The sequence below is a fragment of the Sedimentitalea nanhaiensis DSM 24252 genome (assembly GCF_000473225.1).
GTDB classification, from domain to species: Bacteria; Pseudomonadota; Alphaproteobacteria; order Rhodobacterales; family Rhodobacteraceae; genus Sedimentitalea; species Sedimentitalea nanhaiensis.
The window spans coordinates 1,683,158-1,701,783 of sequence record NZ_KI421509.1 but is presented as its reverse complement, the minus strand read 5'-3'; the positions used below and the strand labels follow the sequence as shown (position 1 = coordinate 1,701,783).

Here is an 18,626-nt window from a genome sequence, read left to right as displayed (position 1 = left end):
GGCAATGGGTATTTTATCCGTCAGCGCTGTCAGCGTGGTGTTTTTTCAGCAGGTATATGTCCATGATCCAGCCATGGTCGGCCCGCGCCCGCGCTCGTGCGGTTTCGATCTGCTGAGTGACCTGATCCAGCCGCCCGCTGATCAGCAATTCCTGCTCCATACCCAGGTACGCGCCCCACCAGATATAGAAATTCTTGCCTGTCAGGGTCCGGAATGAACAGTCCCCGTCCAGCATGATGGCTAGCGTTTCGGTGTCTTGCGGCCAGCCTTCGTCGCGCAGTCGTCGTCCCGTCGTCACCGTAAAGGGTTCGCCGATCTCGTTGATCGGGATGGCATGGGCTGCCGTTAGGGCCTGCAATGCTGTGATGCCCGCAATCACGCGAACGCGCGGCTGCGGGTCCAGGCGCGTCATGATCCGCAATGAGCTGTCGTACAGCGAGGGATCGCCCCAGATCAACAGGGCGACGGTCCGCGGGGCCGGGGTGGCCGTGGCAAAGGCTGCCTCCCAGGCGCGGGCGATGGCATCGTGCCAGTCGTCCACTCCTTGACGATAGCCGCTGTCAGACCGGCGGGGCGGGATGTCGAAATAAGCCAACGGCGGAGGGTTGCCGTCGGTCGCATCATCTATGATTCGCTCGCGCAATTCGGCCAGATCCGCCTTGTGGTCACCTTTGCGCGGGATCAGGATGAGGTCGGCGTCGCGGATCGCCCGCGCACCCTGTCGTGTCAAATGGTCCGGGTTGCCGGTGCCGATTCCGATCAGACACAGATCAAACATCGCTTCCCTCTGCCAACGGGCCATACAGGATCAGGGCCGGGGCGTCGCCGATTCCATTGGCCAGCCGGTCCGACAGATTGGCGATGGTGCCGCGATACAGGGTTTGTTCGGGGGTGCTCACGGCTTCGGCCAGAAGCGCAGGCGTCTGTGGCGACAATCCGTGATCGATCAGCATCGCGGCCAGGGCGGGAAATGTGCGCATTCCCATGAAAATTACGGTGGTGGCCTGACTGTCGGCCAATGCAGCCATGTTCAGGTCTTCGGGCAGTTTGCCGGTCACATCGTGGCCCGTTACAAATTGCACCCGTCGTGCCGTCAGGCGCCGCGTCAGGGGGATGCCAATGGCGGCGGCGGCGGCACAGGCCGACGGCACTCCTGGGATGATCTCATGTGTAATACCGGCGGCGCGCACCGCGATCAGCTCTTCCTCGAGCCGCCCGAACATGCCGCTGTCGCCCGACTTCAGTCGCACGACCCGCGCGCCGCCTTGGGCATACTCCACCAGCAGGCGGTTCACATGATCCTGCTTGGCCGAAGGACGCCCGGCCCGTTTTCCAACTCCGACCAGATCGGCACCTGGGCGGGCGTGGCTGAGGATCGGTCCCGAACTAAGGTCGTCGAACAGGATCGCATCTGCCTGTTTCATCCTGTTGACTGCTTTCAGCGTTATCAACTCCGGGTCGCCCGGTCCGGCTCCGACAAACGAGACAAATCCACTCATGTGCTGGCCTCCGCGATCAGGTGAAAGAAGGTGCCGGTGACATTACCGCGAAGCGAGCCGGTTTCGGGTACCTCGGTGTCCTCGGCGTCGGTGACAATGGCCAGCGGGGCGTCGGGTTGCTCGAGAATCGAGCAGTAGTGGAATTCATGCCCGCGCAATGTGCACCCTGCGGCAAAGCCCGGCATTGCCGCGGACAGGCTGGCTTTGCGATAGCCCAGATGAAATTTGCGTTTTTCATACGAGGTGACCAGCCCCAGCAACCCGGCCATTTGGTGCCGCGCGCCGTCCTTGTCAATCAGCGCTGCTCCCAAGGCCATATAGCCGCCGCATTCGCCGTGCACCGGGCGGGTTTGCGCATGGGCGCGCAGCCCGGACAGGAAATGATCGGCGGCTGAAATGCGCCCAGCATGCAGTTCCGGATAGCCGCCGGGCAGCCAGACCAGATCCGCATCCGGGGCAGGGGCCTGATTTGCCAGCGGTGAAAAAGGCAGTATTTCAGCCCCCGCCGCACGCCAGCCTTCCAACAGATGCGGATAGGTGAACGAAAACGCTGCGTCCTGCGCCAACGCAATCCTTTGGGCCGGAGGTTTGGGCAGCGAGCCGCCAGGAGCGATTGCACTGCTTTGGGCCGCCGCCCGAATTGCCGTCAGATCCACATGGTCGCGCAGAAACGCCGCATATCCGGCGATTGCGGTTTCCAGATCCGGATGTTCGACCGCCTGAATCAGACCAAGATGGCGTTCGGGCAAGGTCAGATCGCCCCGGCGCGGCAACACGCCAAGCACTGGCAAGCCGGCGCGTTCCATGCCCAGCCGGGTCAAACGCTCGTGACGCGGGCTGGCGACGCGGTTCAGGATCACTCCGGCAAACGGCAAGTCCGGATTGTACATGCGAAACCCCAGCGCCGTGGCCGCCGCAGATTGCGCCTGACCGCCCACATCCAGCACCAGAACCACGGGCCAGCCCATGCGCAACGCTGTTTCCGCGCTGCTGCCATGGGCGATCTCGCCCGGTTTCGCCACCCCGTCAAACAGCCCCATCGATCCTTCGGCGATTGCGATATCGGCTCCCTCGGCCTGGGCTGCCACGGCGTTCAGCAAACCGTCGTTCATCGCCCAGGTGTCGAAATTGAAGCTGGCCCGCCCGGCGGCGGCGCGGTGAAAGGCAGGGTCTATATAGTCAGGGCCGCTTTTGAAGGGCTGCACCGCCAGACCGTCCTCGGCCAGCGCGCGCAGAAGCCCGAGCATCACGGTTGTCTTGCCGGTGCCCGACGACGGGGCCGAGATTAGCAGGCCGGGGGGGTTAGTCATCATTGTGGCTCCAGCTGGACCAGGGGCTGTCGGCACTCTGTGGGCGATAGCGACGGTCGTAGTCGGTGGAATACAGGCAACTTTCTGTGAACCCCTCGCCCGCAAGCGCGGGGCCAACCAGGATCAACGCGGTGCGTGATATGCCATTGTCCATTGCGTCTTTCAATGTGCCCAGGGTTGCGCGGATGATGCGCTCGTCCGGCCAACTGGCACGATAGACCACCGCCACCGGACAGTCTTTGCCGTAGGCCGGGGACAGATCCGAAATAACCGCGTCCAGGTTGCCAATTGACAGGTGGATCGCCAATGTCGCGCCAGTGGCGGCAAAATTGGTCAGGCTTTCGCCCTCTGGCATTGACGAGGCACGCCCCGGCGTGCGGGTCAGAACCACAGATTGTGCCAACCCCGGCAAAGTCAGTTCCGTGCCCAACGCGGCGGCGGCGGCGGCGAATGACGGTACGCCAGGTGTCACGCTGACCGGGATGCCCAGGTCGCGCAGCCGACGCATCTGTTCACCCATGGCCGACCAGACGGACAGATCACCCGAATGCAGTCGGGCCACGTCTTGCCCTGCGGCATGCGCCTTGCTGCATTCGGCAATGATTGCGTCCAGATCCATCGAGGCCGTGTTGATGATCGTGGCCTCTTTGGGGCAATGGGCCAGGATTTCTTCGGGTACGAGCGAGCCAGCATAAAGGCACACGGGGCAGGTCGCGATGATGTTGCGCCCGCGCAGGGTCAACAGGTCTGCGGCGCCGGGTCCGGCTCCGATGAAATTTACGGTCATTTCTGTTCTCCGATGGCGACCGCGCAGGTGGCGAGGCGGTCGGGCGAAATCTGACGCGGTGCAAGCAGCCGCGCGTTGGGGCCTGCGACAGCAAGTGCGGCGGCTTCGGCAACGCTTCCGGTACCGCGCAATGTCTTGATACGCGATGAGTTTGTGAGAGTTTGGGCCTGTTCGATGGATCTTGCTGATACGGCGTGAACCGGTAGGTTCAGATGCGCGCCCAGGGCCGCCAGGGATGCGGCCTGCGCTTTGTCCGTCGGGGCAGCCAATGCGGTGATCCTTTGCGACCCGGCGGCCATCCGCAACGCCGCCTGCAAGCTGTCGATATTGGCCGCAGCACGAAATCCGAACCCCGCCACGATCACAGCGTCACGCTCCATTGCACCACCGGATATGCGGATTTCCAGCCGGTTCTGGCTCCCAGCGGTGCGGCCTGCGCCAATTCGATCCGCAGCAGATCTCCTCCCAGACGTGCCTGCCAATGGATCAGCAACGCCTCGCTTTCCAGGGTGACGGCATTGGCCACCAGCCTTGTGCCCGTGGGCAGGTGATCATTCAGCCAGGTGAGCAAATCTTGGCTGAGCCCGCCGCCGACGAACACGGCATCCGGGGACTTTAACCCGCTCAGCGATTCGGGGGCCGACCCGGTGATGATCCGCAGCCGGTCCACCCCCAGGGCATCGGCGTTGGCGCGGATCCGCGCCGCGCGGTCTGGGCGCGGTTCGATGGTTGTGGCGCCGGTCGCGGGATGGCTCAGCAGCCATTCGATTGCAATCGATCCCGAGCCGCCGCCAATGTCCCACAGGTGTTCGCCAGGTCGCGGTGCCAGTGTCGACAAGGTCAACGCGCGCACCGGGCGTTTGGTGATCTGCCCGTCGTTCTCAAATATCGCATCCGGCAGCCCTGACACCCGCGGCAACGACAGCCCGCTACCAGCGATATCCAAGCCCACGCAGACAGGGTGGCCAATGTCCTTGAACCCGAGCGCCGCTGCCATTCCGGATCGAACCCGTTCGCGCGGCCCGCCCAGGGCCTCCATCACATGCATATGCGTATCGCCGAACCCCGTTTGCGCCAGCCAATCCGCCAGTTCGGTCACCGCCGCCCCGTTGCGCAACAGGACGACCAACCTTTGTCCCGACACAAGATGCGGTCGCAGCCGGGTAAGTGGGGCCGCGTGCAGGCCCAGCGTCAGCGTGGTTTCCAGTGGCCAGCCCAGCCGCGCGGCGGCCAGCGTAAAGGTCGATGGGCCGGGCAGGGCGCACCATTCGCCACAGTCCAGATGCCGCGCAATCACACTGCCTGCGCCAAACCAGAACGGATCGCCCGAGGCAAGGACCGCCACCGCCCGCCCGCGCAGCTCCAGCAGGCGGGGCAGGCCGTCGGCGAAGGGCACCGGCCATGTTACCCGCTCGGCGGCAAGATCCGGCAGCAATCCCAGGTGGCGCGCCGATCCCATGACGATTTCGGCGTTCTCCAACGCCTTGCGGCTTGCGGCGGCCAGCCCCTGTGGTCCATCTTCGCCAAGCCCGACGACGGTTAGCCACGGAGCCTCAGACATGACACCGACCCTTTTGATTCTCGGCGGCACGACCGAGGCCAGCGCCTTGGCCCGCGTTATGGCGGATCGCGGCATCGCGGCGGTGTTTTCGTATGCCGGACGCACTGAACAGCCGCGCAAACAACCGATTCCCCTGCGCGTTGGCGGGTTTGGTGGCGTTGACGGTCTGGTCCGGTATCTGCGCGACACCGGTATCACCCATGTGGTGGACGCCACCCATCCCTTTGCCGCCCAAATGAGCCGCAATGCGGTTGCGGCCTGTCGAGCGACCGGCGTTGAATTGGCCGCCCTGACCCGCGCTGCCTGGCAGCCGCAACCGGGTGACATCTGGCGCAACGTGGCAGATATTGAGGCCGCCGTGGCTGCCCTGTCTGGCCCGCGCAGGCGGGTGCTGTTGGCGTTGGGGCGGATGCATTTGGCGCGGTTTGCCGTGCAGCCGCAACATCACTACCTGTTGCGTCTGGTGGACGAGCACGGCGCATTGCCCTTGCCCGAATACACCAGCGTGATCGCGCGCGGTCCTTTCACGTTTGCCGACGACATGGAATTGATGCGGCAATATGATATCGATCTTGTGGTGTCCAAGAACGCGGGCGGAAATGGGGCGCGGGCCAAGATCGATGCGGCGCGCGCGCTGAAGGTGCCGGTGATCATGATTGATCGACCTGCCTTGCCCGCGCGACTTGAGTTGTTCGGTCCCGATCAGGTTTTGGACTGGCTGGATCATTCCGGCACCGACCGGGGCGTATAGACGATTGGCGTTCCGGTGCGTTCGATCTTTCGTGTTGCCGAGGATCCGACAATGACCATGGTGCGCATATCCGCCATTTCGGGTGTGGCCTGGCCCAAGGTGGTCACGTTCAGCGTTTCCTCCGGGGTGCTGACCGCGCGGGCAAACAGGATCAACCGTTGCGGCCCGCAGACTTCGCGCAATATATCCAGTGTGCGCTCGAACCCTTCGGGACGAGATGCCGAGCGCGGATTATAGAATGCCATGGCAAAATCCGCCTCGGCGGCCAGGCGCAGACGTTTCTCGATCAGCGCCCACGGCTTGAGATTGTCGCTAAGGTTGATGGTACAGAAATCGTGCCCCAAAGGCGCACCCGCACGGGCGGCAGCCGCCAGCATGGCGGTGATGCCGGGCAGTACGGAAATCTCCAGTTCCCGCCATGCTGGGGGGCCGTTTTCAACCGCCTCAAACACCGCCGCCGCCATGGCAAACACACCCGGATCACCCGAGGACACCACCACGACGCGCCGTCCGTCTGCGGCCATCTGCAGCGCATGCTGGCTTCGGTCGATTTCGACCCGGTTGTCGCTGGCGTGCAGGGTCAGTCCGTCGCGTGGGGCGACGCGGGCGACATAGGGGATATAGCCGACCACGTCGGTGGCGTCGGCCAGCGCAGCGTCGACCTCGGGGGTGATCTTGTTCGGGTTGCCTGGACCCAACCCTGCGATCCTGACCCAGCCGCTCATGGGCGGCGTCCCTGGCCATGCACCACGATAATCGAGAAATAGGGCGCAACACGGTCCCCGGCTTGGGGCAGCGGAGTTACCGTCTGGTTCGGCATTGCGGCATATTCCACCAACCATGCACGGTCATACAGCCCGGTTGCGCGCAGGGCACGGCGGATTTTGTCGATGTTGCGCCCGATCTTCATCACCACCAGCGCATCGGTATCGCCCATGCGTCGGGTCAGTTCGGCCTCTGGCAGAGTGCCCATCAGGACGGTCAGTACATCGTCGCCCCACGTGATCGGGGTGCCGGTGGCGGTCCAGGCCCCTGACATGCCGGTGATCGCCGGCACCACCTGCACCGACGCCGTGTTCTGCAGGCGAGTATAGAGATGCATGAACGAGCCATAGAAGAACGGATCGCCTTCGCACAGGACCACCACGTCCTGCCCCGCAGTGGACAGATCCAGCAGGCGGACAGTGCAATCGGCGTAGAATGCGGACAGCAGTCGATTATAGCGCGGATCACTGAGCGGAATCTCGGTGGTGACAGGGTATTCCATTGCGAATTCGATGGCGTTCGGAGCGAGCATGCCCTGCACGATCCGGCGGGCCTGGCCCTCGCGCCCGGGTTTTCGAAAAAACGCCACATGCCGCGCGCTGCGCAGCAGCCGATCGGCCCGCACGCTCATCAGGTCGGGATCACCGGGGCCAAGCCCGACGCCATATATGGTGCCCGCCTTCATTCGGTGCGGCTCGCGATGGCATTGACGGCGGCGACAGTGATGGCCGAACCGCCCAGACGCCCCTGAACGATGCAGCACGGGGTGGGGTGCGCCGCCCACAGGGCGTCCTTGCTTTCAACGGCACCGACAAAGCCCACCGGGCATCCGATAATGGCGGCTGGGCGTGGGCAGTCGGGGTCTTCCAGCATGTTGAGCAAATGAAACAGCGCCGTGGGTGCATTGCCAATGGCCACTACCGCCCCGGCCAGATGCGGGCGCCACAGCTCGAGTGCGGCGGCCGAGCGGGTATTGCCCATCTTCTCGGCCATGGGGCGCACCCGGTCGTCCTGCAGGGTGCAGATCACGGCATTGTCGGCGGGCAGGCGAAAACGTGTGACGCCTTCGCTGACCATGCGCGCATCGCAGAGGATAGGCGCGCCCGATTCCAGCGCAGCACGGGCGGTGGACACAAAACCGGGTGAAAACCGCACGAACCGTTCCAGCCCGACCATTCCTGCGGCGTGGATCATGCGCACGGCAACCTGTTCCTCGTCCGTCTCAAATCGGGTCAGATCAGCCTCGGCACGGATGGTGGCAAAAGACTGGGCATAGATCGCCGCGCCGTCGGTTTCATATTCATAAGGCATCAGGTCAGGTCCGTAAGGGTCAACAGGTCTTCAGGTGTCAGGCCGCGCATTGCAGGCTCATCCCCCGCGCGGCCCCGCTTTACAAGGTCAAATCGTCCGTTTCGTCCCACGAGCGTCACGCTAGCCGCGGTCTGGCGCGCACAGCCCTTGGTGCAGCCCGAGACATGCAGGCTGCCGCCGATGCGGCCCGCCATCTGGCGGGCGATCATCTGGGTCTCGGCCTGCGCCTGCGGGCAGATTGGTGCACCGCTGCAGGCATCGGCGGTCAACAACGGATCGTCAGGGCGCGTGACAAAACCGGGTGCCGGCGTGGAGTGACCGCCTTCCAGCAGGATCTGCCTCCAGGGGGTGATCCGCAGGGCGCGCGCCCCGCTTTTACGAATGAGGTCGTCCAGCGCCAGGGCCAGTATCTGGCCAAAGGCCGCGCCCACAAGTGGTCCTTTGGGCGTGAATCCGGGTTCGGATCGCGTTGCCAGCGGGCCGGGCGGTTTACCGGTCCAATGGCCTGGCAGCGATGTGTGCCGCACCAAGTTTCGCATCCGGCGCAATTCCGGGCTGCTATGCCTCGCAAACCAGCGCGCCATCCCCAGCGCGGCGTCGATGGCCCGTTCTTCGCTGACGCAAACCCCGGTCTGACTGCCATCTGCCCGCAGGATCAGGCCCCCGGACATCCCGGTTTCCAGCCGGATGTCAGCCGAGTTTTCGCTCAATACGCGGTTTGAACCGGTGTCGATGGCAAAGCCGAACTTGGCTGGCAGTTCCGGCAGATCGGCAAGCCGGTCGAGCAGGATTTCCGTCAAGCGGCAGGTCTGATCGCCGTGTTCATAAAACGGTTGCACCAGAATATTGCGTCTCGATTCCAGTCCGGGTTCGGGATCCAGCAAGTCAAGATTTGCGAGATCGTCCAGGAGCTGGCGATGTGTCTGTTCCGAGACACCGCGCAGTTGCAGGTTGGCGCGGTTGGTCAGGTCGAGCCGGCCATTTCCGTGGCGCTGCGCTGCGTCGCAAAGGCCCAGAACCTGTTCTGCCGTCAGCCGTGCCATCCGGGGGCGGACCCGTACCACCAGCCCGTCACCGGACATCATCGGGCGGTGCGCGCCAGGGCACCAGCCTTTGACCACTGGCGCGCTCATTCCGAGCCATCCAATACGGCGCGGATCGAATTGCGACGCGTGTTCCACAACCCGGCGTCCAGCAGGGCGCGAAATCGGTCTTGCATCGCCTGATGCGCTCGCGGGTTGGCCCGGGCCAGAAACGCGTCGACCTCGGCATCCCCAAGGGTTGCGTCGTGGTACAGATCGAACAGATGCGGCGCGACCGCTCCGGCCAGATGGGCAAAGGCGGCCATGTGATCCAGCGTGGCGGCGATTTCTGCGGCTCCACGAAACCCATGACGCTGCATTCCCTTGATCCAGTTTGGATTGGCGGCGCGGGCGCGTACCACGCGGGCGATTTCCTCGGGCAGGGTGCGCGCGTGTGGGGTCGCCGGATTGGTGTTGTCCAGGTGATACAGTGCCGCCGCGCCGCCGGTTTGGGCCTTGGCGGCGGCAAACCCGGCCTCGTGGGTGGCATAGTCATTGGCCAGCAGCAGGTCGGTTTCGGCCAGGTCCTGAAGATGCACAAAGGCATCCGCATGTTGCACACGGTCACGGATCCCTTGGGCATCGCGGATCGTGTGATCGCCCTCAAGTGCAAAGGCACTGGCATTGAACCAGGCTTCGCCCGCCTGCGCGCGGGCGGTTTCGTTATAGGTTTCGGGCAGCTCGCCCATGCCCAGACCATAACGGCCCGGCGCGGGGCCAAAGACACGCGCTGCCGGGGCGTGACCGGCATAGGGGTTCCAGTCCGGGGCCTCGTCGCGCGCTGCCAGCGCACGCACCGCCTGTCCGAACAGCGCGGACAGGGTTGGAAATACGTCGCGAAAAAGGCCGGATACCCGCAGGGTCACATCCAGACGGGGCCGGTCCAGATCGGTGATCGGCAGCACCTCGATGCCGGACACCCGCTCGCTGCCCGCATCCCAGACCGGTTTCACGCCAAGCAGGTGCAGAGCCATCGCGAACTCTTCGCCCGCCGTGCGCATGGTGGCCGAACCCCAGAGATCGACAATCAGCCCTTTGGGATAATCGCCCTCGTCCTGCAGATGGCGGCGAACCAGTTCTTCGGCCAGTTTGACGCCCTGTGCATGGGCGCTACGGGTGGGAACAGATCGCGGGTCGGTGGTGAACAGGTTGCGCCCGGTGGGCAATACGTCGCGACGCCCGCGATAGGGCGATCCGGATGGTCCGGCGTCGATGCGTTTGCCGCCGAGCGCGTCCAGTAACCCATTGCGTTCCGCATCGGCGGTCGGGATTGTGTCGAAAGGGCCAGAAGACGCTGCGGCGCGGCCATAGACATGCAGCCCGTCGCCGAATTGGCTTTCCTTGATATCACAGACGAACCGGTCGATACGGGTGATTGCCTCGGCCGTCGAACTGGCCAGATCCAGACCGAGATCGTCCTCGACCCCGATGGCCTGCGCCTCGGCGCGGATATCCGATTGCAGGCGGTCGCGGCGGCGCGGATCCAGCCCGTCGGCGTTCGAGAACTCGTCCAGCAGGGTTTCCAGCCGCATCATCCGATCCGGTGTCTCGCTGGCCCGCAGGGGCGGCGGGACATGGCCAAGCGTCACCGCCCCGATGCGTCGCTTGGCCTGTGCTGCTTCGCCGGGGTCGTTGACGATGAAAGGGTAGATGACCGGCAGATCGCCAATCAGCGCTTCGGGCCAACACGTATTGCAAAGGGCCACCGCCTTGCCGGGCAGCCATTCGAGTGTACCGTGCGCACCGACATGGACCAGAGCATCGGCGGCCAGCTCATGGCGCAGCCAGAGATAAAAGGCGACATAGCCATGCCGGGGCGTGCGCGACAGATCATGATAGTCGTTGTCGCGGCGGGCGGGCTGCCCACGCTCGGGTTGCAGGGCAACCACGGCCTTGCCGCGCCGCAGGGCGGTGAATTGCAGCGCACCATCGACGCATGCGGGATCGTCTTCGGGGGGACCCCAGACCGCCTTTAGATCGGTATGCAGGGCCGCGGGCAGGGTTGCCAGCGCCGCCTTGTATGCGGCGAGCGGCCAGCGGATTCGGGCGGTTTGCAGCGTTTCGGCCAGCGGTGCGCCAACGGGGCTATCATACCCCTGATCGCGTAGATCGTCCAAAATCGCCTCTGCAGAGGCCAGTGCGTCCAACCCGACCGCATGGGCCATCTGCCAGTCCTTGCCGGGATAGGTAGAGAGCACGAGCACCGGGGCCTTGTCGGCATTTGGTGTTTGTGCCAGTCGGACCCATCCGGAGATCCGGTCGGCAATGGCCTCGATCCGGTCCGGTTCCGGCTGATGGGCGGTGCGGGCAAACTGTAGCGCCGCGTCGTGCTTGCCCGGTTCCTTAAAGCTGGCAACCCCGGCCAGGATACGGCCATCGACCTCGGGCAGAACCACATGCATCGCCAGGTCGGCCGGCGACAGCCCCCGTTCTGCCTTGGCCCATGCGTCACGGGTCGAAGTGGCCAGCGCGACCTGAAACACCGGGACATTGGCGGCATCCAGCGGCGAAGCACCATCGTCGCCCTTGCCGGAAAAGGCGGTGGCGTTGAGGATGGCGGCAGGGGCGATGACGCGGATCTGCCGGGCCAGCCACCCGGTGGCGTCGGGTGCTTTGAGCGAGGGGACAAACAGGGCGATCACGTCGAAACCACGGTTGCGAAACGCCTCAAACAGCGCCTTGATCGGGGCCAGATCTGCCGCCGTCAGATAGGCGCGATAGAACGTGATCACGATGCGTGGTTTGACGCTATCGCCAAAGGCGGTCGCCGGGCAGATGACGCCATGCTCCGGTGTCCACGCCCCGACCTGTGGCAAGGTCTTGGCCCCCGCCACAGGGGCGGCATACAGCCCCGCCGCCATCGCCAGTTGTGCAAGCGCGGCTTGTGCCGCCACTTCGCCGCCAATGTCGCAAAGATGTGCAAGCCGGTGCAGGGTCGACCGCGGCAAGGTCGAATAGTCGTCCAGCCGCATATCGGGGCGGCCATCGGCGGGCAAAACAGCGACCGCCAGCCCCTTTTGCGCCGCCAGCGCCTGCACCTGTTGCAGCCCATAGGACCAATAGGGCACGCCGCCGATCAAGCGGATCAGGATCCCCTTGGCCCCGGTCAGGGTCTGTTCCACATAGGTATCGACCGACAGTGGATGTTTCAGCGCCGCAAGGTTCGCCAATCGCAGGCTGGGCATCCGTCCGTCGGGGCCGCCACCGCGATGCCAGCCCGCCGCGAAAGCACCGAGGTCGCTGTCGGAAAACGACAACACCACCAGATCCGCCGGGCTTTGACCCAGGTCGGTCGGGGTCTCGGATTCTTCCAGCCCGTGGCTTTCGCGAAAGATCACATGCATCGGCGGCGCTTTCCGCTTGGCCTATTCGGCCGCGACCGGGGTGCCGGTCAGAATCTCGTGGATCGCGGCGGCGTCGATATCGTCATGTTCGGCGATGACCACCAGACGGCTGCGCCGCGCCTCGTCGGCCTTCCAGGGGCGGTCGAACTGATGCCGCACCCGCGCGCCGACCGCTTGCACCAGCAGACGCATGGGTTTGCCGGTGACAGCGGCATAACCCTTGACCCGCAGGATGTTGCGCTCGTTCGCCAGCCGCTTGATCCGTGCCACCAGAACGGCGGGATCGGATTGCTCGGGCAGTTCGATCACGACGCTTTCGAAATCGTCGTGCTCATGGTCCTCGGCGCTGTCGTGATGGCTGGGGCGGGCGTCGATGTCATCCTCTGCGGCCGCTTCAAGGCCCAAAATGACCCGCACATCGACGGCACCTTCGGCGACTTCGACCACGGGCAGAGGACGCGGCGCTTCGGCGGCGATGATCGCACGGGCCTTGGCGACGCCTTCGGCCCCGGCCAGATCGGGCTTGGTCAGCAGGATGATATCGGCACAGCTGATCTGATCCTCGAACACTTCGGACAAGGGCGTTTCGTGATCCAGGCTGGCATCGGCGGCGCGCTGCGCGTCCACCGCCGCCACATTGGGCGCGAAGCGGCCCGCAGCAACGGCCTCGGCATCGGCCAGGGCGATCACACCATCCACCGTGATGCGGCTGCGGATATCGGGCCAGTCGAACGCCTTGAGCAGGGGCTTGGGCAGGGCCAGCCCAGAGGTTTCGATCAGGATGTGATCGGGGCGGGGATCCAGCGCCATCAGCGCCTCGATTGTGGGGATGAAATCGTCGGCCACGGTGCAGCAGATACAGCCATTGGCCAGCTCGAGGATATTTTCGGCGGGGCACTCGGGGATGGCACAGGATTTCAGGATGTCGCCATCCACCCCCACATCGCCGAATTCGTTGACGATGACGGCCAGCCGCTTGCCTTGCGGGTTCTGCATCAGGTGGCGGATCAGCGTGGTCTTGCCGGATCCCAGGAAACCGGTGATTACGGTGACGGGCAGCTTGGACAGGTCGGACATGTTACAAATCTCCAATCGGGGGGATGCGGGCGATACAGTTCTTGCGGAAATGGACCGGGCGTTCGCGCCAGGGTACCAGACCGTCCGGCGCAGCGTGATAGCGGGACGCGACGTCCAGGATCATGTCAGCGTCACGGGTTTCATCGAAATTCCCGTAGACATAGGTCCAGCGGTTTTGCCCACCGCGCAGCACGATGGAACAGCCGCTGTCGCAGTTGGACAGGCATTCGACCGGGCGCAGGGTGACACCATCGGGAATGTCACCGGCGGTCAGCGCGTCAAACAGCACGGTGCCGGGCCTTGGTCCTTCGGTGTCGGTTGGCATGCCCTTGCGGCAGGTGGTGCACACCAGCAATTCGACCGGCGCAGTCCGGGACAGGTTCTGGGTCATCCGGTCACTTTCCTTGTCGGCAGGCGGGGAAACTGCGGGCAAAGCCGGGGCCGGGCCCGTCACCGAGGCACCCCGCCCGGTTAACGTCACATGTCGCTGGCAGGTCTCCCGGCTTGCGGATGTCAGAAAGCGGAGGCTTTCTGGCGGTCATCCCGCCTTCCCGACCCGGTGGTCAGTGGCTTGGGTGTCCTCTCCGGTCACGGTCGCGGGGGCGGCTGCGTATTGCATTCCCTTTTCATCTGCTTGCGCAGAAACCAGCACTTGGGGAATGGGCCATGGCATGGGGTGTTGTCAAGCGGTGGTACGTCGCGCGCGCTCAAAGTCGCGACCGGGTGCCGGTCGGCCGGGAAACGCCGGGGCGAACTGGGGCCACGACACGCCGGCTGACTTGACTGCATCCGCCCGCCCCCGCGACGGATCAATTCATGCGTTGAAGTGCGCCATCATCCGACTCAACCTGGCCGCCTTGCCGGAAATCACCACAGGGGCACCGGGGACCAGGGCTTGCAGAATGTCGCACGGGCGTCCTGCGGACCTCCGATCCAAGCGGGCAGGGGCGTATGACCGCCGCGCTACGCCAGGGCGATGGATACCCCTACGGACAAGATTTCCCAGTGAGGTATCGGAAACGATGACGGGCTGATCAAAAAGCTGAAACTGGCGATGCAAAACAGGATCATGACCGCGGTTTGGCGCTTGCGGATCCGGGGGGCTTCTCTTCAACGCTCCCCCATCCAGTGGTCAATCTCATGCGAGATGGGTGCCCTGGTTTGAGGCAGGCAAGGGCTGTGGAACCTGAGGTCAGGAACAACAAGGGTCAGAAAAATACCGCCCGAATAGCAGGCCGTAACGGCAATGGCCCGTGCTGGTACATTGAGCGAGAAGACGCTGAAAACGACCGAGACCATGGAGGGCAGACGGCATACGTCATGGCGAACTGCCTTGTCGCCAACCCGGGAAGACATGTGGCGGCAGTGCGGTGTTTTGCGGCCCGGCGCCGTTCCGGCTGGCGAGAGGCGCCATCTGGCGCCCCTCGAAAAGACCTGCGCAGGGGGCGGTTTATAACTTCAGATTTGGGATGATCTGTTTCTTGCGGCTTACAACGCCGGGCAGGACTACGGTATCGCCTTCGGCTTGCGCGCCAAAGCTGTTGATCGCGACGCTTTTGACCAGATCGTTGGGCACCAGCAGGGTCGATTGCTCGTTCAGGATATCCACAACGAATAACAATACCTGGTCGACCCCATCCTCGGTGGCGACGGTGATCATGCTGTCCATCAGGCTGGCCTTGCGGTCCAGAACCGTGGACGGCGACGTGGTTTCCAGAACCGAAACCCGGAACTTGGCACCTTCCACCGCGTATTCCTTGCTGTCCATGCGCAAAAGCTCGGCGTCGCTGAACGACGAGACATCGGATTTGGCGGCAAACATCTCGGCGGCGTAATCCGCGATTGAGATGCCCAGCTCGGCGGCCAGTTTCTCGGCTACCGCCTTGTCGTGCTCGGTGGTGGTTGGGCTGCGGAATTCCAGAGTGTCCGACAGGATGCAGGTCAGCGCGGTGGCCTTGGCCCAGTCGGGCATCCTGGCAGCGTCGTCACCCATCAGATCGACCATGATCGTCGCGGTGCAGGCCAGCGGGCGAATGGTAATGTCGATTGGACCCTTGGTTTCCAGGCCGCCGACCAGTTTGTGATGGTCGATGATCGCCTGAATATCCGCATTGTTGATATTGGCAGGCAGTTCCGCGGGGTTGTTGGTGTCCACGATGACAACCGGCGCATCGTCGGCCACGTCGGCGATGATTGCCGGTTTGGGTAGATCCCAGCGTTGCAGCAGGAATGCGGCCTCGGTGTTGGGTTTGCCCAGCAGAACCGCCTCGGCGGGGATGCCCTTGATGTCGTTCAGATACCAGGCCCAGAGGATGGGCGAACCGGTGCTGTCGGTGTCGGGGGATTTGTGTCCAAAAACCTGGATGGTCATATGTGGCGTCCTGTTCAGGAGGGATGATTTGCGCGGGTTATAGAAATGCACCCCGCAAATGTCACCCGTTGTTCGACCGGCTGCGACCCTTGGTCTGGGGTGTCCGAATTGCTGCGGATTTGACTTTCGGGCGAGGCGCTGGTCAAACGGTGTCATGTTGGTGTCTGCCGGACCGTTCTGTCAATGATATCCCACCCCCGAGAAACGCTTTTCGTTCATATCCCCAAGACCGGGGGGCAAAGCGTTGAAACGGTGTTTCTGCGGGATCTGGGCTTGTCCTGGCGCGAACGGGACACACTGCTGTTGCGGCATAATGACGATCGGGCCAAGGGGCCGGAAAAGTTGGCCCATCTCTATGCATCGGAATATGTGGCACTGGGGCATCTGGAGGCGGACCGCTTCGCGCGTTACCTGAAGTTTACCATCGTGCGGCATCCGTTTGACCGCGTGCTGTCGGAATATCGCTATCGCGCGGCGGCCATGCAGCGCCGCAGTGCTGGGCGTGACATGCCTGATCTGGATGCCTTTCTGCAGACCGATTCCAGTGATGAATACAGCGACCTCAGTCGCCATCTGGTTCCGCAGGTGCGTTATATCCGGGATGCGCAGGGCCGTTGTCTGGTGGATGAGGTGTTGCGGTTCGAGGATCTGGCGCAGCAGATAGCGCCACTGTTCACCCGCATCTTTGGGGCTGTGCGTGCGTTGCCACACCACAACAAATCGGCGCAGAACGCCGAGATGAGGCTGACGGCGGCGCAGAAAGAGCAGGTGTTTCTGCGCTATCGCGCCGATTTTGAGGCCTTCGATTATGCCCCCTGAAGGATTTGCGTTGGAGCAGGACCTGTATCCGCCGATCAAGGCGTTGCTTGTGCGGCAGGGCTATGAGGTCAAAGGCGAGGTGGGTGCTGCGGATGTCGTCGCGCGGCGGGTGGGCGAGCCGCCGGTCATAGTGGAGCTGAAACTGCGATTTTCATTGGGGTTGTATCATCAGGCCATCGCGCGTCTGGCGGTTACGGATCTGGTCTATATCGCTGTGCTGCGGCCGGCCGGGCGGACAGCGCGGCGCGCCCTCAGGGACAATCTGGCCCTGTGTCGAAGGTTGGGCCTTGGGCTGATCACTGTCCGAACTGATGGACGAGCCGAGGTGAACTGTGATCCCGGCCCCTATGTACCGCGCAAATCCGCAAAGCGGCAGACGCGTCTGCTGCGCGCGTTTGACCGCCTGCAGGGAGACCCGAATGCCGGTGGTGCGACGCGGCACGGTATCGTCACTGGCTATCGCCAGGATGCGCTGCGATGCGCTGCGCACCTGGCGCAACAGGGGGCGAGCAAAGGGGCCGATGTGGCACGTGCAGCGCAGGTGCCCCGGGCGACGCGAATTATGGCGGACAATCACTATGGCTGGTTCCGCCGCGTCGAAAGGGGGATCTATGCCCTGAGCGATGTCGGTTCGGACGGATTGAAGCATTGGGCTTATAGTTGGGAGAAGCAGGTATCTGCGGACCCCGAGCGGGAATAGTTAATTTGATCAGGGCCTGCTGCGGAAATCGTGGCAAAACACCTCGAATGATTCGCATTTCTGCTAATCGAACGGATTAGTGGTATCCCGTATTGCAACCTGAGGCAGGTAAGCGGCTTTTTGCCTATCAAGGCAAGATTGTATTTTGGGCGTTATTACCTATTTTCAGCAATTTTCAGTAGATTTGCGCGGATTTTCGCCTAACCTGAGGGCGTCTGCACGTTAACCAGCGTCTTTGTTTTTGTTCCTGAGTTACCCAGTGGAGTTGTGAGAGGGGGGATATGATGTTCGACATTGCATACCTCTTGGTGATTTTGCCAGGCGCGGGTATTTTGACCGCGATCTCCCACAGAATGTTATTTCGTTCGGCGGACAATATTTCAGGATCCCTTTCAGGCGGTTTTCGCTTGCAGTCTGTTCCGAGTGCAGACGCGATTGCCTGTGGGTTTATTTCGACGGTTGCCATCGTATCGGCGGCAGGGCTTGCACCTGTTGCAAGTGGCAGGTTGGGATCCATTTCAAGAGGCCATGTTCACTAGTCCGGTGTCTCGGCGTGCTGCCTCAATATTAGCCAGAATGGGTTTCGCCCCCGCGCCATTGTGATGCGGGGGCGGATTTCGTTTTGAAACTGGATGTGCGTCTCGGTGCGTCCAGTCGAGTGTCTCCAATCGTCAAGGTTTCAGCCCTGTAAGAGTGGTGGCACCCCTTTCGCAGAGATGATGATGATGCCGTAAACCCATGCCCGTGATCGGCGGCGGTTCGGGCGTTTTTTTTGTGATCTGGGCTGTTGACTTGGCGTCGGGCTGCCCCTAGCTATGCGTCGTTAGCACTCGACTAGAGTGAGTGATAACGGTCCACCCAAGGGAGCGGTGGACCAGAGAAACAAACTTTGAGCGTTAAGGAGCTGCAAAGATGGCATTCAAACCTCTTCATGACCGGGTGCTGGTGCGCCGCGTGGAAAGCGACGAGAAAACGACTGGTGGATTGATCATTCCGGACAGCGCCAAGGAAAAGCCCGCCGAGGGCATCGTTGTGTCTGTTGGTGCAGGTGCGCGTGACGAAGACGGTGATCGGATCAAGATGGACGTCAAAGAAGGCGACAAGATCCTGTTTGGCAAGTGGTCCGGCACCGAAGTCACACTTGACGGTGAAGAACTGCTGATCATGAAAGAAAGCGACATCATGGGGATCATCGAGGCAGGCGCGGCCGCCAAAGCGGCCTGAACGCCACGCATCGTCTGACCTCAAC

19 protein-coding genes and 1 riboswitch are annotated in these 18,626 nt (G+C 63.2%); of the genes, 5 read left to right on the top strand and 14 right to left on the bottom strand.

Features of this window, described 5'->3' with window-relative positions:
* Positions 1 to 13: 13 nt before the first annotated feature.
* Genes cobF through NANH_RS0110000 form a run of 6 tightly spaced genes read right to left on the bottom strand, consistent with a single transcriptional unit; the run spans position 14 to position 5,157 of the window.
* Positions 14 to 778, bottom strand: a complete 765-nt coding sequence (cobF, locus tag NANH_RS0110025) for a precorrin-6A synthase (deacetylating) (RefSeq protein WP_027261926.1) — start codon at positions 776 to 778, stop codon at positions 14 to 16.
* Complete coding sequence (cobA, locus tag NANH_RS0110020) at positions 771 to 1,499, bottom strand: uroporphyrinogen-III C-methyltransferase (RefSeq protein ID WP_027261925.1); 729 nt, start codon at positions 1,497 to 1,499, stop codon at positions 771 to 773. The genes cobF and cobA overlap by 8 nt, the downstream gene beginning before the upstream one ends.
* Positions 1,496 to 2,812: a cobyrinate a,c-diamide synthase gene (locus NANH_RS0110015; protein ID WP_027261924.1), complete on the bottom strand. Its 1,317-nt coding sequence runs from the start codon at positions 2,810 to 2,812 to the stop codon at positions 1,496 to 1,498. The genes cobA and NANH_RS0110015 overlap by 4 nt, the downstream gene beginning before the upstream one ends.
* Positions 2,802 to 3,596, bottom strand: a complete 795-nt coding sequence (cobM, locus tag NANH_RS0110010) for a precorrin-4 C(11)-methyltransferase (RefSeq protein ID WP_027261923.1) — start codon at positions 3,594 to 3,596, stop codon at positions 2,802 to 2,804. Before cobM ends, NANH_RS0110015 begins: the two co-directional genes overlap by 11 nt.
* On the bottom strand, positions 3,593 to 3,976 hold the full coding sequence (locus NANH_RS0110005; protein ID WP_245601433.1) for a cobalamin biosynthesis protein: 384 nt from the start codon (positions 3,974 to 3,976) through the stop codon (positions 3,593 to 3,595). The genes cobM and NANH_RS0110005 overlap by 4 nt, the downstream gene beginning before the upstream one ends.
* Positions 3,958 to 5,157, bottom strand: a complete 1,200-nt coding sequence (locus NANH_RS0110000; protein WP_027261921.1) for a bifunctional cobalt-precorrin-7 (C(5))-methyltransferase/cobalt-precorrin-6B (C(15))-methyltransferase — start codon at positions 5,155 to 5,157, stop codon at positions 3,958 to 3,960. Before NANH_RS0110000 ends, NANH_RS0110005 begins: the two co-directional genes overlap by 19 nt.
* Between NANH_RS0110000 and NANH_RS0109995 the strand changes: the two genes are divergently transcribed.
* Entirely contained in the window at positions 5,156 to 5,908 is a 753-nt protein-coding gene (locus tag NANH_RS0109995) for a cobalt-precorrin-6A reductase (protein WP_027261920.1), read from the top strand. The two genes, NANH_RS0110000 and NANH_RS0109995, sit on opposite strands and share 2 nt — an antisense overlap.
* Here NANH_RS0109995 and cobJ read toward each other — a convergent pair.
* The 8 genes from cobJ to NANH_RS0109955 all read right to left on the bottom strand — a co-directional run bounded on the left by cobJ (position 5,881) and on the right by NANH_RS0109955 (position 15,858).
* Positions 5,881 to 6,633 carry a precorrin-3B C(17)-methyltransferase gene (gene cobJ / locus NANH_RS0109990; RefSeq protein WP_027261919.1) on the bottom strand — a complete coding sequence of 251 codons (753 nt, stop codon included), beginning with the start codon at positions 6,631 to 6,633 and terminating at the stop codon, positions 5,881 to 5,883. The two genes, NANH_RS0109995 and cobJ, sit on opposite strands and share 28 nt — an antisense overlap.
* Complete coding sequence (locus NANH_RS0109985) at positions 6,630 to 7,358, bottom strand: precorrin-2 C(20)-methyltransferase (RefSeq protein ID WP_027261918.1); 729 nt, start codon at positions 7,356 to 7,358, stop codon at positions 6,630 to 6,632. The genes cobJ and NANH_RS0109985 overlap by 4 nt, the downstream gene beginning before the upstream one ends.
* Positions 7,355 to 7,984, bottom strand: coding sequence for a precorrin-8X methylmutase (locus tag NANH_RS0109980; protein WP_027261917.1), 630 nt, complete (start codon positions 7,982 to 7,984; stop codon positions 7,355 to 7,357). Before NANH_RS0109980 ends, NANH_RS0109985 begins: the two co-directional genes overlap by 4 nt.
* Positions 7,984 to 9,117, bottom strand: a complete 1,134-nt coding sequence (gene cobG / locus NANH_RS0109975; protein WP_027261916.1) for a precorrin-3B synthase — start codon at positions 9,115 to 9,117, stop codon at positions 7,984 to 7,986. The genes NANH_RS0109980 and cobG overlap by 1 nt, the downstream gene beginning before the upstream one ends.
* Complete coding sequence (gene cobN, locus NANH_RS0109970; protein ID WP_027261915.1) at positions 9,114 to 12,410, bottom strand: cobaltochelatase subunit CobN; 3,297 nt, start codon at positions 12,408 to 12,410, stop codon at positions 9,114 to 9,116. The genes cobG and cobN overlap by 4 nt, the downstream gene beginning before the upstream one ends.
* A 21-nt stretch (positions 12,411 to 12,431) precedes the next feature.
* Positions 12,432 to 13,487 carry a cobalamin biosynthesis protein CobW gene (gene cobW / locus NANH_RS0109965; RefSeq protein ID WP_027261914.1) on the bottom strand — a complete coding sequence of 352 codons (1,056 nt, stop codon included), beginning with the start codon at positions 13,485 to 13,487 and terminating at the stop codon, positions 12,432 to 12,434.
* Between the two features lies 1 nt (position 13,488).
* Positions 13,489 to 13,878 (bottom strand): DUF1636 family protein, encoded by a 390-nt coding sequence (locus tag NANH_RS0109960; RefSeq protein WP_036049659.1) that lies wholly within the window; start codon positions 13,876 to 13,878, stop codon positions 13,489 to 13,491.
* 80 nt (positions 13,879 to 13,958) lie between these two features.
* Positions 13,959 to 14,152, bottom strand: a riboswitch (cobalamin riboswitch).
* Positions 14,153 to 14,937: 785 nt separating this feature from the next.
* Entirely contained in the window at positions 14,938 to 15,858 is a 921-nt protein-coding gene (locus NANH_RS0109955; protein ID WP_027261912.1) for a manganese-dependent inorganic pyrophosphatase, read from the bottom strand.
* Between the two features lie 183 nt (positions 15,859 to 16,041).
* On the opposite strand from NANH_RS0109955, the gene NANH_RS25905 reads away from it, so the two are divergent.
* The 4 genes from NANH_RS25905 to NANH_RS0109940 all read left to right on the top strand — a co-directional run bounded on the left by NANH_RS25905 (position 16,042) and on the right by NANH_RS0109940 (position 18,601).
* Positions 16,042 to 16,677, top strand: a complete 636-nt coding sequence (locus NANH_RS25905; protein WP_051372332.1) for a sulfotransferase family 2 domain-containing protein — start codon at positions 16,042 to 16,044, stop codon at positions 16,675 to 16,677.
* Entirely contained in the window at positions 16,667 to 17,377 is a 711-nt protein-coding gene (locus NANH_RS0109945) for a DUF2161 domain-containing phosphodiesterase (RefSeq protein WP_027261911.1), read from the top strand. The genes NANH_RS25905 and NANH_RS0109945 overlap by 11 nt, the downstream gene beginning before the upstream one ends.
* Before the next feature lie 284 nt (positions 17,378 to 17,661).
* Positions 17,662 to 17,916, top strand: a complete 255-nt coding sequence (locus NANH_RS28470) for a hypothetical protein (RefSeq protein ID WP_139236383.1) — start codon at positions 17,662 to 17,664, stop codon at positions 17,914 to 17,916.
* A gap of 373 nt (positions 17,917 to 18,289) precedes the next feature.
* Entirely contained in the window at positions 18,290 to 18,601 is a 312-nt protein-coding gene (locus NANH_RS0109940) for a co-chaperone GroES (RefSeq protein WP_027261910.1), read from the top strand.
* Positions 18,602 to 18,626 lie beyond the last annotated feature (25 nt).

Excerpts from the sequence above, each read along its gene's own strand:
- NANH_RS0110005 (WP_245601433.1), bottom strand. The coding sequence starts at position 3,976 with ATGGAGCGTGACGCTGTGATCGTGGCGGGGTTCGGATTTCGTGCTGCG.
- NANH_RS25905 (WP_051372332.1), top strand. The coding sequence starts at position 16,042 with ATGATATCCCACCCCCGAGAAACGCTTTTCGTTCATATCCCCAAGACC.
- NANH_RS0110015 (WP_027261924.1), bottom strand. The coding sequence starts at position 2,812 with ATGATGACTAACCCCCCCGGCCTGCTAATCTCGGCCCCGTCGTCGGGC.
- NANH_RS0109940 (WP_027261910.1), top strand. The coding sequence starts at position 18,290 with ATGGCATTCAAACCTCTTCATGACCGGGTGCTGGTGCGCCGCGTGGAA.
- cobJ (WP_027261919.1), bottom strand. The coding sequence starts at position 6,633 with ATGAGCGGCTGGGTCAGGATCGCAGGGTTGGGTCCAGGCAACCCGAAC.
- NANH_RS0109945 (WP_027261911.1), top strand. The coding sequence starts at position 16,667 with ATGCCCCCTGAAGGATTTGCGTTGGAGCAGGACCTGTATCCGCCGATC.
- cobA (WP_027261925.1), bottom strand. The coding sequence starts at position 1,499 with ATGAGTGGATTTGTCTCGTTTGTCGGAGCCGGACCGGGCGACCCGGAG.
- cobG (WP_027261916.1), bottom strand. The coding sequence starts at position 9,117 with ATGAGCGCGCCAGTGGTCAAAGGCTGGTGCCCTGGCGCGCACCGCCCG.
- cobW (WP_027261914.1), bottom strand. The coding sequence starts at position 13,487 with ATGTCCGACCTGTCCAAGCTGCCCGTCACCGTAATCACCGGTTTCCTG.
- cobN (WP_027261915.1), bottom strand. The coding sequence starts at position 12,410 with ATGCATGTGATCTTTCGCGAAAGCCACGGGCTGGAAGAATCCGAGACC.
- NANH_RS28470 (WP_139236383.1), top strand. The coding sequence starts at position 17,662 with ATGTTCGACATTGCATACCTCTTGGTGATTTTGCCAGGCGCGGGTATT.
- NANH_RS0110000 (WP_027261921.1), bottom strand. The coding sequence starts at position 5,157 with ATGTCTGAGGCTCCGTGGCTAACCGTCGTCGGGCTTGGCGAAGATGGA.
- NANH_RS0109960 (WP_036049659.1), bottom strand. The coding sequence starts at position 13,878 with ATGACCCAGAACCTGTCCCGGACTGCGCCGGTCGAATTGCTGGTGTGC.
- NANH_RS0109980 (WP_027261917.1), bottom strand. The coding sequence starts at position 7,984 with ATGCCTTATGAATATGAAACCGACGGCGCGGCGATCTATGCCCAGTCT.
- cobM (WP_027261923.1), bottom strand. The coding sequence starts at position 3,596 with ATGACCGTAAATTTCATCGGAGCCGGACCCGGCGCCGCAGACCTGTTG.
- NANH_RS0109985 (WP_027261918.1), bottom strand. The coding sequence starts at position 7,358 with ATGAAGGCGGGCACCATATATGGCGTCGGGCTTGGCCCCGGTGATCCC.
- cobF (WP_027261926.1), bottom strand. The coding sequence starts at position 778 with ATGTTTGATCTGTGTCTGATCGGAATCGGCACCGGCAACCCGGACCAT.
- NANH_RS0109955 (WP_027261912.1), bottom strand. The coding sequence starts at position 15,858 with ATGACCATCCAGGTTTTTGGACACAAATCCCCCGACACCGACAGCACC.
- NANH_RS0109995 (WP_027261920.1), top strand. The coding sequence starts at position 5,156 with ATGACACCGACCCTTTTGATTCTCGGCGGCACGACCGAGGCCAGCGCC.